Source organism: Sphingomonas lycopersici, from assembly GCF_026130605.1.
Taxonomy (GTDB): domain Bacteria; phylum Pseudomonadota; class Alphaproteobacteria; order Sphingomonadales; family Sphingomonadaceae; genus Sphingomonas; species Sphingomonas lycopersici.
In genome coordinates, this window is sequence record NZ_JANFAU010000014.1 from 46,774 (window position 1) to 59,969 (window position 13,196).

Annotated in this window: 14 protein-coding genes and 1 tRNA gene; 6 read left to right on the forward strand and 9 right to left on the reverse strand. The window is 67.3% G+C overall.

Going from position 1 to position 13,196, the window contains the following annotated elements; all coding sequences use genetic code 11:
• Positions 1 to 63: 63 nt before the first annotated feature.
• From NED98_RS19960 to NED98_RS19970, 3 genes are all read right to left on the reverse strand, one after another.
• On the reverse strand, positions 64 to 999 hold the full coding sequence (locus NED98_RS19960) for a DUF481 domain-containing protein (RefSeq protein WP_265314176.1): 936 nt from the start codon (positions 997 to 999) through the stop codon (positions 64 to 66).
• Between the two features lie 68 nt (positions 1,000 to 1,067).
• Positions 1,068 to 1,547, reverse strand: coding sequence for an RNA pyrophosphohydrolase (locus NED98_RS19965; protein ID WP_265314229.1), 480 nt, complete (start codon positions 1,545 to 1,547; stop codon positions 1,068 to 1,070).
• 140 nt (positions 1,548 to 1,687) lie between these two features.
• A complete protein-coding gene (locus NED98_RS19970) occupies positions 1,688 to 2,644 on the reverse strand; it encodes an alpha/beta hydrolase (RefSeq protein ID WP_265269284.1) in 957 nt (318 codons plus the stop codon).
• A 183-nt stretch (positions 2,645 to 2,827) separates the two neighbouring features.
• Between NED98_RS19970 and NED98_RS19975 the strand changes: the two genes are divergently transcribed.
• The 5 genes from NED98_RS19975 (at position 2,828) to NED98_RS19995 (ending at position 8,950) form a co-directional block, all read left to right on the forward strand.
• On the forward strand, positions 2,828 to 4,696 hold the full coding sequence (locus NED98_RS19975; RefSeq protein WP_265269283.1) for a 2-oxoacid:acceptor oxidoreductase subunit alpha: 1,869 nt from the start codon (positions 2,828 to 2,830) through the stop codon (positions 4,694 to 4,696).
• A 28-nt stretch (positions 4,697 to 4,724) separates the two neighbouring features.
• The gene (locus NED98_RS19980; protein WP_179513478.1) at positions 4,725 to 5,741 is read left to right on the forward strand and encodes a 2-oxoacid:ferredoxin oxidoreductase subunit beta; all 1,017 of its coding nucleotides are present in this window, start codon (positions 4,725 to 4,727) and stop codon (positions 5,739 to 5,741) included.
• Positions 5,742 to 5,760: 19 nt separating this feature from the next.
• Positions 5,761 to 6,213, forward strand: a complete 453-nt coding sequence (locus NED98_RS19985; protein WP_265314178.1) for a hypothetical protein — start codon at positions 5,761 to 5,763, stop codon at positions 6,211 to 6,213.
• Between the two features lie 263 nt (positions 6,214 to 6,476).
• On the forward strand, positions 6,477 to 7,721 hold the full coding sequence (locus tag NED98_RS19990; protein WP_265314179.1) for a class I SAM-dependent methyltransferase: 1,245 nt from the start codon (positions 6,477 to 6,479) through the stop codon (positions 7,719 to 7,721).
• Positions 7,703 to 8,950, forward strand: a complete 1,248-nt coding sequence (locus tag NED98_RS19995) for a serine hydrolase domain-containing protein (protein ID WP_265314180.1) — start codon at positions 7,703 to 7,705, stop codon at positions 8,948 to 8,950. The genes NED98_RS19990 and NED98_RS19995 overlap by 19 nt, the downstream gene beginning before the upstream one ends.
• Positions 8,951 to 9,083: 133 nt before the next feature.
• Here NED98_RS19995 and obgE read toward each other — a convergent pair whose 3' ends face one another.
• The 6 genes from obgE to hspQ all read right to left on the reverse strand — a co-directional run bounded on the left by obgE (position 9,084) and on the right by hspQ (position 12,928).
• The gene (obgE, locus tag NED98_RS20000; RefSeq protein ID WP_265314181.1) at positions 9,084 to 10,133 is read right to left on the reverse strand and encodes a GTPase ObgE; all 1,050 of its coding nucleotides are present in this window, start codon (positions 10,131 to 10,133) and stop codon (positions 9,084 to 9,086) included.
• A 1-nt stretch (position 10,134) separates the two neighbouring features.
• Positions 10,135 to 10,725: a TetR family transcriptional regulator gene (locus NED98_RS20005; RefSeq protein ID WP_179513482.1), complete on the reverse strand. Its 591-nt coding sequence runs from the start codon at positions 10,723 to 10,725 to the stop codon at positions 10,135 to 10,137.
• A 129-nt stretch (positions 10,726 to 10,854) separates the two neighbouring features.
• Positions 10,855 to 11,403, reverse strand: coding sequence for a GNAT family N-acetyltransferase (locus NED98_RS20010; protein WP_265269017.1), 549 nt, complete (start codon positions 11,401 to 11,403; stop codon positions 10,855 to 10,857).
• A gap of 178 nt (positions 11,404 to 11,581) precedes the next feature.
• On the reverse strand, positions 11,582 to 11,851 hold the full coding sequence (gene rpmA / locus NED98_RS20015; protein ID WP_179513483.1) for a 50S ribosomal protein L27: 270 nt from the start codon (positions 11,849 to 11,851) through the stop codon (positions 11,582 to 11,584).
• 13 nt (positions 11,852 to 11,864) lie between these two features.
• Positions 11,865 to 12,233, reverse strand: a complete 369-nt coding sequence (gene rplU / locus NED98_RS20020; RefSeq protein WP_179513484.1) for a 50S ribosomal protein L21 — start codon at positions 12,231 to 12,233, stop codon at positions 11,865 to 11,867.
• Between the two features lie 317 nt (positions 12,234 to 12,550).
• The gene (gene hspQ / locus NED98_RS20025) at positions 12,551 to 12,928 is read right to left on the reverse strand and encodes a heat shock protein HspQ (RefSeq protein ID WP_179513485.1); all 378 of its coding nucleotides are present in this window, start codon (positions 12,926 to 12,928) and stop codon (positions 12,551 to 12,553) included.
• A 126-nt stretch (positions 12,929 to 13,054) separates the two neighbouring features.
• Between hspQ and NED98_RS20030 the strand changes: the two genes are divergently transcribed.
• Positions 13,055 to 13,144, forward strand: a tRNA-Ser gene (locus NED98_RS20030).
• Positions 13,145 to 13,196 lie beyond the last annotated feature (52 nt).

The window sequence follows — 13,196 nt, forward strand, 5'->3', positions numbered from 1 at the left end:
CCCACCCACCCCCAGCCCCTCCCTTCACAAGGGAGGGGAGTAAAAAGAGAAGGGCGGAGGGGATCAGAACGTATAGACCAGCGACGCCCGGCTGGTGGTGTCGGTGGTGCGGCGCCCGGCGGGCGGGGTGCTTTCATATTGCACGACATAGGAAAGCTGCGCGGAGAGCGGCCCGACGACGCGCGCGGCGAGCGCGGTCGTCCCGCTGACGGTGGAATTATACCGTTCGAGATAGGCCGAGGCGACCTGCGTCAGCTTGAGCCCGGGGGTGAATTTCCACGCGAAATCGAGGCTGCCGCGCGCCGCGAGGCTGCTCTGCGTCGTCGCGTCGGTGAAGGCGGTGTAGCGATAGGCCGGCCCGAGCTCGAGATCGAGCTTCATCGCCGGGGTCTGGATCGCGCTGTAGCCGGCGCCGATCGAGGTCGAATAACGCTGGTCGTACCCGAGGAAGCGATCGGACTCGAATTGCCCCGCGCCATAGATGTAGCGGCGCGAATCGATCTTATAATTGGGTTCGTAGCTGGCGAGATAATGTTCGCGCGTCGTCACCCCGAGGCTGCGCTGGTAATCGGCCTGCAGCCGTACCTTGTGGCGCCATTCCAGCCCCTCGCGAGTCAGATCGAGCACGCCGGTCGCGCCGACCGTTTCGCTGTTGCCGGTGGTGAGATAGCCGCCGAGCTCGGCACGCCCGCGCCACAGGTTGAACACCCCCGCCTCGCGCACGCGGGTATCGTTCGCGCGCTTGCGCTCGGCGCGCCAGGTTTCCGCGATCCGCGCCACCGCGTCGCCGCTCGCCGGATCGGCGGTGCGGGCATATTTGACGATCGTGGAGACTTCGCCGTCGTTGCCCGAGGCGATCGCCGCTTCCAGCATCGCGCGGATCGGGGCGGGGACCGCGACTTCCTCCTGCTCGTGCGGTTTGTCGTCCGTCGTCGCCGCGGCCGCGGCGGGAACGGTGGTGGCAAGCAGCAGCGGTAGGGCAAATAGGGGCGCGCGCATCGGGGGAATACTAACGTTGTTTGTGGCGATTTTGCGGGTGGATCGGCGGGGTCGCGGCGGGTTGTTGCTCAGCCGAGGTGATCGGCGAAGGCACGCAATATCTGCTCATAGAGCGCGCGTTTGAACGGCACGATCATCTCGGGCAGGTCGGCGGGATCGGCCCAGCGCCACGCGCGGAATTCGGGATGCGGGGTGGCGATGTCGATGTCACTGTCCGCACCGGTGAAGCGGAACAGGAACCAGCGCTGGCGCTGGCCGCGATATTTGCCCTTCCACACCTTGCCGATCAGTTCGGCGGGCAGATCGTAGGTCAGCTCCTCGGGCGCCTCGGCGACGAATTCGAGATGCTCGGGGGCGACGCCGGTTTCCTCGCCCAGCTCGCGGATCGCGGCGGCGCGCGCATCCTCACCGGGATCGATCCCGCCCTGCGGCATCTGCCACGCTTCGAGCACATTATCGATCCGCTGCCCGACGAACACGCGGCGCTCGCGGTTGATCATCATCGCGCCGGCGCACGGGCGATAGGGGAGGGAGGAAGGGCTGGTCATGACGCAGCAACCGCTATCCGATGCGATGCGATGCGACCAGCCCTCAACGGGCGCCACCACGCCCCTTTCGTGCTCCCGCGAAGGCGGAAGCCCAGCCTGTGTCCCCGCCTTCGCGGGGACACAGGGCTCGGGATGAAGAGTTACGCCGCGCGCGCTTCTCCGATCGCCTGTTTCAGCACCGCGAGATAGCCCGCGACATCGGCAGCCGCAGAAGGGATCGCCTGGCGCAGCGTGACGAAGCCGTGGATATTGCCCTTCGCCTCGCGCAGCGTCACCGGCACCCCGGCGAGCGCCAGCGCGGCGGCATAAGCGCGGCCCTGATCGCGGATCGGATCGAGGCTGGCGGTGACGATCACCGCCGGCGGCAGCCCGGCGAGGTCGCCCGCCAGCGGCGAGCCCTTCACATGCAGCACATCGGCCGCATAATGGTCGCCGAACCAGATCATCCCGTCGCGGGTCAGCAGATAGCCGTCGGCGAAATCGTTGAACGAGGGATATTCCTTGCTCATGTCCGCCGCCGGATAGATCGGCGCCTGGACGATCACCGGCACCGCGGCGGGGGCGTCGCGCAAGGTCATCGCGGTGACGATCGTCAGATTGCCGCCCGCGCTGTCCCCCGCGAGCACCAGCCCGGTCGCCTCGCGTCCGAGGTCTGCCGGGTTGCCGGCGATCCAGCGCGCCGCCGCCTCGCAATCGTCGGGCGCGGCGGGCCACGGCGCCTCGGGGGCGAGGCGATAGTCGATCGACACCACCGGCAGATCGAGCTGGCGCGCCATTTCGGCGGTGAAGCTCGCATGCGTGTCGATATCGCCGATCACGAAGCCGCCGCCGTGGTAGAATACCACCACCGGCCCCGGCCCACGCGTCGCGCGCGCGTCGAATAGCCGCGCCCTGATCGTCCCGCCGGGGCCGGGGATCGCGAGATCCTTGATCACCGCCAGTTCGCCGACCGGCGGATCGGCGATGTCCTTCATCGCCAGATAAACGGCGCGCGCCTCGGCCGGCTGCTGCTCGTGCATCTTCGGCCCCGGTACGTTGTTGAGATAATCGAGAAAGGCGCGCACGTCCGGGCGGACATAGGGGCCGGTGGTGGTCATCGCGTCGTCTCTCCATTCAGGTTCGTTTTTGCAACGCGATCCTGCAGCATAAGATGTGCTGCGTCCACATGCGCCGATAGCGCGTCTTGTCATGCCGCCATATCATTCTACGTTGGATCATGGAGAAATGAGGGCGTAAAGGCCCTCCGCACGCGAAACCGAAGTCCGACAGGAAATTGCCGCATGGCGACCGCCGTCCACCAACTGCCCCCTGAAGAAACATCCGATCGTCCCCCGGCTGAGTCGGTCGTCGTCCGCTTTGCCGGCGACTCGGGCGACGGGATGCAATTGACCGGGGGGCAATTCACGCTCTCCACCGCGCTGGCCGGCAACGACCTTGCGACCTTCCCCGATTTCCCGGCCGAAATCCGCGCGCCGCAGGGCACGCTGTTCGGCGTCTCGGCGTTCCAGATCAATTTCGGGTCGAGCGAGATCGATACCGCGGGCGACGAGCCCGACGTGCTCGTCGCGATGAACCCGGCGGCGCTCAAGACCAACCTCGGGTCCCTGAAGAAGGGCGGCCTCATCATCGCCGACGAGGGCGAGTTCAGCGAGCGCAACCTCGCCAAGGCGAAATACGACGCCAATCCGCTCGAGGACGGCAGCCTCGCGCCGTGGCAGCTGATGAAGCTCAACATCTCGCAGCTCACGCTCGATGCGGTGAAGCCGTTCGGCCTTGGCAACAAGGAAGCGCTGCGCTGCAAGAACATGTGGACGCTCGGGCTCGCGCTGTGGATGTTCGACCGCGATCGCCAGCCGCTGATCGACTGGCTCAAGGCCAAGTTCGCCAAGGCGCCCGAACTCGCCGATGCCAATATCGCCGCGCTCAACGCCGGCCATGCCTATGGCGAGACCGCCGAACTCGCCGGGCCGATGAAGCAGCATCATGTGCCCGCGGCGCCGGCCGAGCCGGGCCTGTACCGCACGATCACCGGCGCTGAATCGATCAGCCTCGGGCTCGTCGCGGGCGCGCAGCTCGCCAGCCTGCCGATGTTCTTCGGCGGCTATCCGATCACCCCGGCATCGGCGATCCTGCACCATCTGTCGCGGCTCAAGGAATTCGGCGTCACCACCTTCCAGGCGGAGGACGAGATCGCCGCGATCGCCAGCGCGATCGGCGCATCCTATGCCGGGCAGCTCGGCGTCACCTCGTCGTCGGGGCCGGGGATCGCGCTCAAGGGCGAGGCGATCGGGCTCGCGATCATGACCGAACTGCCGCTGGTGGTGGTCAATTCGCAGCGCGGCGGGCCGTCGACCGGCCTGCCCACCAAGACCGAGCAATCGGATCTCTATCAGGCGGTCTACGGCCGCAACGGCGATGCGCCGATGCCGGTGATCGCGGCGCGCTCGGCCGCCGATTGCTTCGACGTGGCGATCGAGGCGTGCCGCATCGCGACGCAATATATGACTCCGGTGATGCTGCTCACCGACGGCTATATCGCCAATGCCGCCGAGCCGTGGAAGGTGCCCGACACCAGCGCCTACGAACCCTTCCCGGTGAAATTCCTCGAAGAAGCGCCGGCGACGGGCTTCCTTGCCTATGCGCGCGACGAAAAGGGCGCGCGGCCGTGGGTCAAGCCGGGGACGCCGGGGCTGCTCCACCGCATCGGCGGGATCGAGAAGGCCGCGGGCACCGGCAACATCGATTACTCGCCCGCCAACCACCAATTGATGACCGAGGCGCGCCGCGACAAGGTGGCGGGGATCAAGGTCCCCGACCAGCAGGTCGAGGTCGGCGAGACCTCGGGCAAGCTCGCGGTGGTCGGCTGGGGTTCGACCTTCGGCCCGATCCACCAGGCGGTGCGCCGTGCGCGGCGTCGCGGGCTCGACGTGGCGCATATCCACCTGCGCCACATCTGGCCGATGCCGGCCAATCTCGGCACGTTGCTCAAGGGCTATGAGCGCATCCTCGTGCCGGAAATGAATACCGGGCAGCTCAAGACGGTGCTGCGCGACCAATATCTGGTCGACGCCAAGCCGCTCAACAAAGTGTCCGGCCAACCCTTCCGCATCGCCGAGATCGAAGCGGCGATCGACCAGGCTTTGGCCTGAGCGCGGACGGGATCGAAGGATCAAGACAATGAACGAGATGACCACCATCGCCAAATCGACCCCCAAGGATTGGGAGTCGGATCAGGAAGTCCGCTGGTGCCCGGGCTGCGGCGATTATGCGATCCTGAAGGCGGTGCAGCGCACGATGCCCGAAATCGGCGCGCGCCCCGAAAACACCGTGTTCGTCAGCGGCATCGGCTGCTCGTCGCGCTTTCCTTATTATATGGAAACCTACGGGTTCCACACGATCCACGGCCGCGCGCCGGCGGTTGCGACGGGGGTGAAGCTCGCCAATCCCGAGCTCGACGTGTGGATCATCACCGGTGACGGCGATGCGCTGTCGATCGGCGGCAATCACACGATGCACCTCATCCGCCGCAACCTCGATTGCCAGGTGCTTTTGTTCAACAACGAGATCTACGGGCTGACCAAGGGGCAATATTCACCGACCAGCCGCGTCGGCACGCAATCGCCCTCGACCCCGTTCGGCTCGGTCGATCGCCCGGCCAACCCCTGCGCCTTCGCGCTCGGATCGGGCGCGCGCTTCGTCGGGCGCGGGATCGACGTCCACAAGAATCTGCCGACGGTGCTCAAGGCGGCCTATGCCCACAAGGGTACCGGCTTCGTCGAGATCTTCCAGAATTGCATCGTCTATAACGACGATGTGTTCGCGCCCTTCACCGCCAAGCCCAATGCCGCGCCGAACCAGCTCTGGGTCGAGCATGGCAAGCCGCTGCTGTTCGACAATGGCACGAAGGGGCTGGCGATGGATACCGACCGGCTGGTGCTCAAGGTGGTCGAGGTGACCGACGGCGACTGGCAGGGCGCCAGCGTCATCGTCCACGATCAGACCAACCGCGGTCTGGCGCATATGCTGGTCGAGATGCCGACGGGGGCTTTCCCTGTCGCGCTCGGTGTGATCTTCGACGATCCGGCGCCGACCTTCGAAAGCGCGGTCGTGGCGCAGAACGCCAGGGCCAGCGAAGGCAAGGTCGCCAATCTCCAGAAGCTGCTCGGCAAGGGGCAGACCTGGACCGTAGAATAACAGCCGAGGGGCTTCGAAGATGTTCGCACTGATTGTCGCCACCGCGTTGCAGGCCGCTGCGCCCGCCGCTCCCGCGGCGACCGCCGCCCCGCAGCAGAGCGCGGAACAGCGCACGCGCGCCGCGCTCGCGTCGCGCGGCATGTCGCAGGCCGGGATCGACATGATGATCGATACCGAGAAGAAGCACGGCCCCGCGCTGCGCGAGATCGCCGAGCGCGGTCAGGCCGCGCAGAGCAATATCCAGGCCGCGCTGACCAAGCGCCCGATCGATGCCGAGGGCTTCGTCGCCGCCAACACCGCGCGCGGCGAGGCGGTGGCGGCGCTCCAGCGCGAGGCGATCGCGGTCGCCAACGAGCAGATGCGCGGGCTCTCCCCCGCCGACCGCGTCGTGCTGGCGCAACTCGCGACCTCGACGCCGGCCAAGCAGGCGGCCCCCGCCGCGCCGGCCGCCAAGCCGAAGACCAGGCGGTAAGTAACCCGTCATCCCAGCGGACGCTGGGAGGATCGGGTTCGGATATCCCCGGCGCCGATCGTTTTCTCTCCCCTCCCTTGAACAAGGGAGGGCGCGGGGGGTGGGTCGGGCTGCGAGGAAGCGCATCGGTAACCCCTATAGCCGCCCATCTCCCAGCCCCTTCCTTCACCAAGGAGGGGAGAAGAGGGGGCCGGGGGCGGGAGAAACCACGGCGCGCGCTTTCTCCCTTCCGCTGACGCCTCAGCCGGTGCAAAGGCGCGAGCGTGGACAAGGGCTTGGGAGTGAGCGGAGTGCCGCGCGAGGGCGGCCGCATCGCGCGCATCGTCGCGCCTTTGTATCATCGCATCCTCGATCGGATCGACGCCGGGCTCGCGATCGGCGCGATCGACACCGTGTTGCCGGACGGGACGCGGCGGCTGCTCGGCGGGCGCGGCGGGGCGCCGGTGGCGACCGTCGCGATCCACCGCTGGCGCGCGCTGCGGCGGCTCGCATTCGCCGGATCGATCGGCTGGTATGAGGGCTGGGCGGCGGGCGACTGGTCGAGCCCCGATCCGGTGCCGATCTTCGATCTGTTCATGCGCAACCGCGCCACCTTGGGCGATGTCGGGCGCGCCAAGGGGCTCGCCCGGATCGCGGCGCGGCTGTTCCACACCGCGCGCCGCAACGATCGCCGCGGCGCGAAGCGCAACATCGCCGCGCATTACGACCTCGGCAACGATTTCTACGCCGAATGGCTCGACCCGACCCTGACCTATTCGAGCGCGATCTTCGCCCCCGGCGACACGCTGGAGCAGGCGCAGCGCCGCAAGCTCGCCGCGATCCTCGCGCGCACCGGTGCCGGCGCTGGCGACCGCGTGCTCGAGATCGGCTGCGGCTGGGGCAGCTTCGCGCTGACGGCGGCGCAAGCTGGGGCGAGCGTCCACGCGATCACGCTGTCGGCCGAGCAGAAGGCGGTGGTCGAACAGCGCACCGCGGGCTTGCCGGTCGAGGTGTCGCTGGTCGATTATCGCGACGTCACGGGCACTTACGATGCCGTCGCGAGCATCGAGATGGTCGAGGCGGTGGGGCAGGAATATTGGCCCGATTATCTCGCCGCGATCGCCCGCGCGCTGAAACCGGGCGGCCGTGCCGCGATCCAGCTGATCGCGATCGCCGACGATGTGTGGGATGCCTATGCGCGCAACACCGATTTCATCCAGCGCTATATCTTCCCCGGCGGGCTGCTGATCTCCGAAAGCCGGTTCCGTGCGCTGGCCGAGGCGCAGGGGCTGGACTGGCGCGATCGCACCGGCTTCGGCGCCGATTATGCCGAAACGCTGCGGCAATGGCGCGTGCGCTTCGACGCCGCGGTGGCGGAAGCGCGGCTGCCCGCGCGGTTTGACCAGAATTTCGTCGACTTGTGGCGCTATTATCTGATGTATTGCGAGGGAGGATTCCGCGGGGGCGGAATCGATGTCGCACAAGTGACATTGGTGAAGGGGGAAAAGGGATGCGCTGGACCGGTCTGATCGCGGCGACGTTGCTGGCGGGCGCGGCGCCGGGTGCTGTTGGCGCGCAATCGCTGCCGGCGCCGCAGCAGCATCAGCCGCAGCAGGCAGTCGAGGGCGGCGTCCCGCTCACCGCGGAAAATCGCGCGCATGTCGAGCGCGCCGCGGCGGAGGTGCTGTTCTGGAACCAGGAGCAGCGCGACCAGAATTTCCCGCACATGGAAAAACTCTTCCCCGGCCATGTCGTGCACGCGGCGAAGAAGCCGCTCGCGCTGCCGCCGGGGCCGCCGTTGCCGATCGCGGCGGCGACGGTCGATGCCTTCATCAAGGCGCAGAATGTCGCGGGGCTGATCGTGCTCCAGCAGGGCGCGGTGCGGCTCGAGCGCTATGCGCGCGGGCTCGACCGCGACGGGCGCTGGACGAGCTTCTCCGTCGCCAAATCCTTCACCTCGACTTTGGTCGGCGCGGCGATCCGCGACGGCTATATCAAATCGGTTGACGAGCCGGTGACGCGCTACATCCCCGATCTCGCGGGCAGCGCCTATGACGGGGTGACGATCGCGCAACTCCTCACGATGACCTCCGGGGTCAAGTGGAACGAGGATTATACCGATCCCAAATCCGATGTGGTGCGGATGTTCTCGACGCCGGCGCCGGCCGGGGTGGACCCGACCGTCGCTTATATGCGCACCCTGCCGCGCGAGGCCGCGCCGGGGAGCAAATGGGTCTATAAGACCGGCGAGACCAATCTGATCGGGGTGCTGGTCGGCAATGCGATCAAGAAGCCGCTCGCCAACTATCTCACCGAGAAGGTGTGGCAGCGCTACGGCATGAGCAGCGACGCTTTCTGGATGACCGACCCGGCGGGGCATGAGATCGGCGGCTGCTGCATCTCGGTCTCGCTGCGCGATTATGCGCGGATGGGGCAATTGGCGATGGAGGAGGGGCACGGCATCGTCGCCCCCGAATGGTTCGCCGAGGCGAGCAAGCCCCACGCCGATACCGGGCGCGGGCCGGGGTTCGGCTATGGCTATCAATGGTGGACCTATCCCGAGGGCCGATTCGGCGCGGTCGGGGTGTTCGGGCAGAGCATCACGATCGATCGCGCGAGCAAGACGGTGGTGGTGATCCTCAGCGCCTGGCCGAAGGCGACCGATCCGGAACTGTCGCGCCAGCGGCTGGCGTTCCTCGGGGAGTTGTTCAAGGCCGCCAAGGGGCCGCTGGTGCAGGTGCCGCACCGGCGGCATTGAGCGCGTTGCGCAAAAGGGGGATACCTCTCCCCGTTCGGGCTGAGCCTGTCGAAGCCCTGCACTTTTCTTCGGAAGAGGAAGTGCAGCCCTTCGACAAGCTCAGGGCGAACGGAAGTTTTTCACCCCGGTGTCCTTAAACGGGCGACCAGTCGAGCGTATCCTCGCCCTCGTCGTCCTCGCTGACCTTGCCGTGTTCCGGCCCGATCGCCTCGATCAGCCGGTCGAGCGCCCAGTCGACGCCGATCCCGCTCGCGCCCGAGATCGGGATCACCGGCGCGCCGCTCGCTTCCTCCAGCTCGGCGGAGAGCGCGGCGATCAGTTCGTCGTCGAGCGTGTCGATCTTGTTGAGCGCCACCACCACCGGCTTTTCGTCGAGCCCCGCGCCATAGGCTTCGAGCTCGTCGCGCACGATGCGATAGCTGTTCGCCACGTCGGGATCGTTGGCATCGACCAGGTGGAGCAGCACGCGGCAGCGCTCGATATGCCCGAGGAAGCGATCGCCGATCCCCGCGCCCTCGGCCGCGCCCTCGATCAGCCCCGGAATGTCGGCGATGACGAATTCGCGCTGCTTGTGCCGCACCACGCCGAGCTGCGGCCGGGTGGTGGTGAAGGCATAGGCGCCGACCTTGGCCTGCGCGTTGGTCACCGCGTTGATGAAGGTCGATTTGCCCGCATTGGGCAGCCCGACCAGCCCGGCATCGGCGAGCAGCTTGAGCCGCAGCCACACCCACGCCTCGGACGAGGGCCAGCCGGTGCCGTGCTGGCGCGGCGCGCGGTTGGTCGAGGTCTTGTAGCTGGCGTTGCCGCGCCCGCCGTCGCCGCCGCGCAGGAACATCTCGCGCTGGCCGACCTCGACCATATCGAGCAGCAGCGTGCGATCCTCGTCGTCGGCGAGGATTTGCGTGCCGACCGGCACCTTGATCACCAGATCCTCGCCGCCCGCGCCGGTGCGGTTCGAGCCCGAGCCGCCTTGCCCGCGCGGCGCGCGGAAATGCTGGGTGTAGCGGAAATCGATCAGCGTATTGAGCCCGGCGACCGCCTCGAACACGATGTCGCCGCCCTTGCCGCCGTTGCCGCCGTCGGGCCCGCCATATTCGATGAACTTTTCGCGGCGGAAGCTTACCGCGCCGGGGCCGCCGGCGCCCGAGCGGACGAAAATCTTGGCCTGGTCGAGAAAATGCACGTCAGTTGATCCGGTCGTGAAGCAGCATCTCGCGCGCAAGGTGGCGCGCGCGATCGCGGGGAAGGCCGAGCGCGCGGGTAAGCGGCGCGCCGAACAGCGCGTCGCCCAGCGCCATCAGCACCAGTTGCAGGGTTTCGTCGGCGATCGGGCGCTCGTCCTTGGAATGATCGGCGGCAAGCTCGTCGACCAGATCGTGGATCGCCTGAAAGATCGGGTCGAGCGCGTCCTCGTTGCCGGTCAGGATCATCCAGCTCGCCAGCGCGCCGGCACCGCCGGTGTCGAACGCGTCGAAGGCGAGCCCGACGATCTCGGCCGGCTCCTGATCGGTATCGCGCTGGCGCAATACCGCCTCGCGGATCGTGCCGCTGATGAAGTCGGCCATCCTGACGATCAGCGCCTGGCGCAACCCGTCCGCCGAGCCGAAATGGTGGAGCAGATTGGCGTGGGTCCGCCCGATCCGCGCCGCGACCGCCTTGAGCGTCACCGCCTGCGGGCCGACCTCGACGAGCAGATCGCGCGCCGCTTCGAGCGCGGCCTCGCGCGATTCCTCGGGGCTCAGCCGCTTGCGCGCGGGGAGGGGGGTGACGGACATATGACGGCTCTCGGCGCTTTGCAGGGGAAATACAATCGTGGAGTTGGTCCCGCGGGGCGGGGGAGCGGTTTAACGAGGGTGGCGGAGTCGCCGGGGTCTTCGTGTCCCCGCGCAGGCGGGGACACGGGTTCAGGCCGCGATCGGCAGCGACCTCATGTCCGCACCATTGTCGTCGAGATCGAGCGCCAGCACCGCGCAATCGACATTGCCGCGATGCGCGACCGAATAATGCGGCTCGCGGCGCACCTCGCGGAAGCCCAGCTTGGTCAGCACCTTGCGCGAGGCGAGATTGTCGAGGTGGTGGCTCGCCTCGATCCGCTTCAGCCGCAGCGCGTGGCGCGCCTGCTCGATCACGATCCGTCCCGCCTCGGTGGCATAGCCGCGGCCCCAGGCGTTCGGCGTCAGCCAATAGCCCAGTTCGTGCACCTGCTCGCCGCGATGCAGCCCGATACTGCCGATCAGCCGCGGGTAATCGCCGTCATGCGCGAGGATCGCGAAGCGCGGCTCGGTCGCGCCACGCGGCAGCGACAGGAATGCTTCCGCATCGTCGAGCGCATAGGGCCACGGCATCCGCGCCAGCTTCTTGGCGACCGCCTCATGCGCGATCGTCGCCGTCAGCGTCGCGGCATCCTCCGGCCACCACGGCCGTAACGTCAATCTACTCGTCCGCGCGAACATCGTCGCTCTCCTCACCTGTTCGCGCCGCTAGCCCGTGTTGATGACGGGAAAACGACACAAGTGGTTGAATGGGAGCACGAAAAAAGGGAGCCGGGGCGGACCCGTCTCCCTTGTCTGGCTGGTTCCGATGCGCGGAACCCGGGTCGCCCTGGTGGGCAACCCGGCTGGTTACCCGATGTTATTCGGCCGCTTGCGCCATAATCTCGACCGAGCAGAATTTGCGGCCAAGCTTGCCGTCGTGGAATACGACGCGGCCATCGACGAGCGCGAACAGGGTATGGTCCTTGCCCATGCCCACGTTGCGGCCCGGATAGAATTTGGTCCCGCGCTGGCGCACGAGGATGTTGCCGGCGACGGCTTCCTGCCCGCCGAACTTCTTCACGCCGAGGCGACGACCGGCCGAATCACGACCGTTACGCGACGAACCGCCTGCCTTCTTATGTGCCATTGCGATCTACTCCTTACGCTTCGGCGGCCTGGGCGGCATCGCCCTCGGGCTTCGCGGCGGCCTTCTTCGCAGCCTTCTTCTCGGCGGCGCCGATCGAGACGATCTTGAGGATCGTGTGCTGCTGACGATGGCCGTTGCGGCGACGATAATTGTGACGGCGACGCTTCTTGAAGACGATGACCTTCTCGCCCTTCGCCTGCGCCACGATCTCCGCGGCGACGGTGAGGCCGCTGGTCGGCTTCAGCTCGGCGCCTTCGCCTGCGAGCAGCACGTCGCCGAGCGTGACCGTCGATCCGGCATCGCCCTCGATCTTCTCGACGACGATCTTGTCTCCGGCGGCGACGCGATATTGCTTGCCGCCCGTGCGCACGACTGCGAACATGGCCCTCATCACTTTCCAAATGCAATTGCCCGAACGGGCGTGCCCGTCGGGAGAAGCGGCGCGGTTAAGCTAGCGCGGTGATTCTGTCAACCGGTGTGGCGGGTTGGAAAATACGCTGGCAGCGCATTTTTTGTGGAGCCGGCAATCTCGCAAGGGACTCGATATCCGATAATCTCGGGTGAGGTGGATTCTGCTTCCGCCGTCACCCCGGCCTTGAGCCGCGGTCCATTGTGCCGCACGCTCCACGGCCAGAGCCTCTTGCTCCGCGCTTGCCTCCCGATGGACCCGGCTCAAGGCCGGGGTGACGAAAGCTGAGCCTAGTGCCGGTGTTCGCGGCGCAGATTGTAGCGCCCGTCGGCGAAGTCGGTGAACAGCCCGGCGATCGCGGGGTGGTCGATCGGCTCGTCGCTGTCGTCGGGGACCAGATTCTGCTGGCTGACATAAGCGACATAGGTCGATTCGGCGTTTTCCGCGAGCAGGTGGTAGAAGGGCTGGTCCTTGCGCGGCCGGATCTTCTCCGGGATCGCCTCATACCATTCGTCGCTGTTGTTGAAGACCGGATCGACGTCGAACACCACGCCGCGGAAATCGAACATGCGGTGGCGCACCACGTCGCCGATCGCGAATCGCGCATGGGCGATCGGCGGGGCGATGGCGGCGGGGGGCGTGGGGGACGAGGCGGCCTTGATACTCATGACGCTAATCTAGTGTGTCCGGCGGAAGGGGCAATGGGCGGCTTGCGCGGTCGAAACAATGCCGCTAGAGGCCCGCCCTCGATCGCCCCGCCGGCGCCGCCAAGCGCCACCAGCGGACGACCTCGCGGAGAGGTGCCAGAGTGGTCGATTGGGACGGTCTCGAAAACCGTTGTGCCTTTACGGGTACCGTGGGTTCGAATCCCACCCTCTCCGCCACCCTGCGCTATGATGCGCAGGAACCCGCCCGGGCGCGACGGCTTACGCCCCG

What these genes read in the sequence shown, in the direction of transcription:
- NED98_RS19960 (WP_265314176.1), bottom strand. Translation starts at nt 999, where the DNA reads ATGCGCGCGCCCCTATTTGCCCTACCGCTGCTGCTTGCCACCACCGTT.
- NED98_RS19965 (WP_265314229.1), bottom strand. Translation starts at nt 1,547, where the DNA reads ATGACCAGCCCTTCCTCCCTCCCCTATCGCCCGTGCGCCGGCGCGATG.
- NED98_RS19970 (WP_265269284.1), bottom strand. Translation starts at nt 2,644, where the DNA reads ATGACCACCACCGGCCCCTATGTCCGCCCGGACGTGCGCGCCTTTCTC.
- NED98_RS19975 (WP_265269283.1), top strand. Translation starts at nt 2,828, where the DNA reads ATGGCGACCGCCGTCCACCAACTGCCCCCTGAAGAAACATCCGATCGT.
- NED98_RS19980 (WP_179513478.1), top strand. Translation starts at nt 4,725, where the DNA reads ATGAACGAGATGACCACCATCGCCAAATCGACCCCCAAGGATTGGGAG.
- NED98_RS19985 (WP_265314178.1), top strand. Translation starts at nt 5,761, where the DNA reads ATGTTCGCACTGATTGTCGCCACCGCGTTGCAGGCCGCTGCGCCCGCC.
- NED98_RS19995 (WP_265314180.1), top strand. Translation starts at nt 7,703, where the DNA reads ATGCGCTGGACCGGTCTGATCGCGGCGACGTTGCTGGCGGGCGCGGCG.
- NED98_RS20005 (WP_179513482.1), bottom strand. Translation starts at nt 10,725, where the DNA reads ATGTCCGTCACCCCCCTCCCCGCGCGCAAGCGGCTGAGCCCCGAGGAA.
- NED98_RS20010 (WP_265269017.1), bottom strand. Translation starts at nt 11,403, where the DNA reads ATGTTCGCGCGGACGAGTAGATTGACGTTACGGCCGTGGTGGCCGGAG.
- rpmA (WP_179513483.1), bottom strand. Translation starts at nt 11,851, where the DNA reads ATGGCACATAAGAAGGCAGGCGGTTCGTCGCGTAACGGTCGTGATTCG.
- rplU (WP_179513484.1), bottom strand. Translation starts at nt 12,233, where the DNA reads ATGTTCGCAGTCGTGCGCACGGGCGGCAAGCAATATCGCGTCGCCGCC.
- hspQ (WP_179513485.1), bottom strand. Translation starts at nt 12,928, where the DNA reads ATGAGTATCAAGGCCGCCTCGTCCCCCACGCCCCCCGCCGCCATCGCC.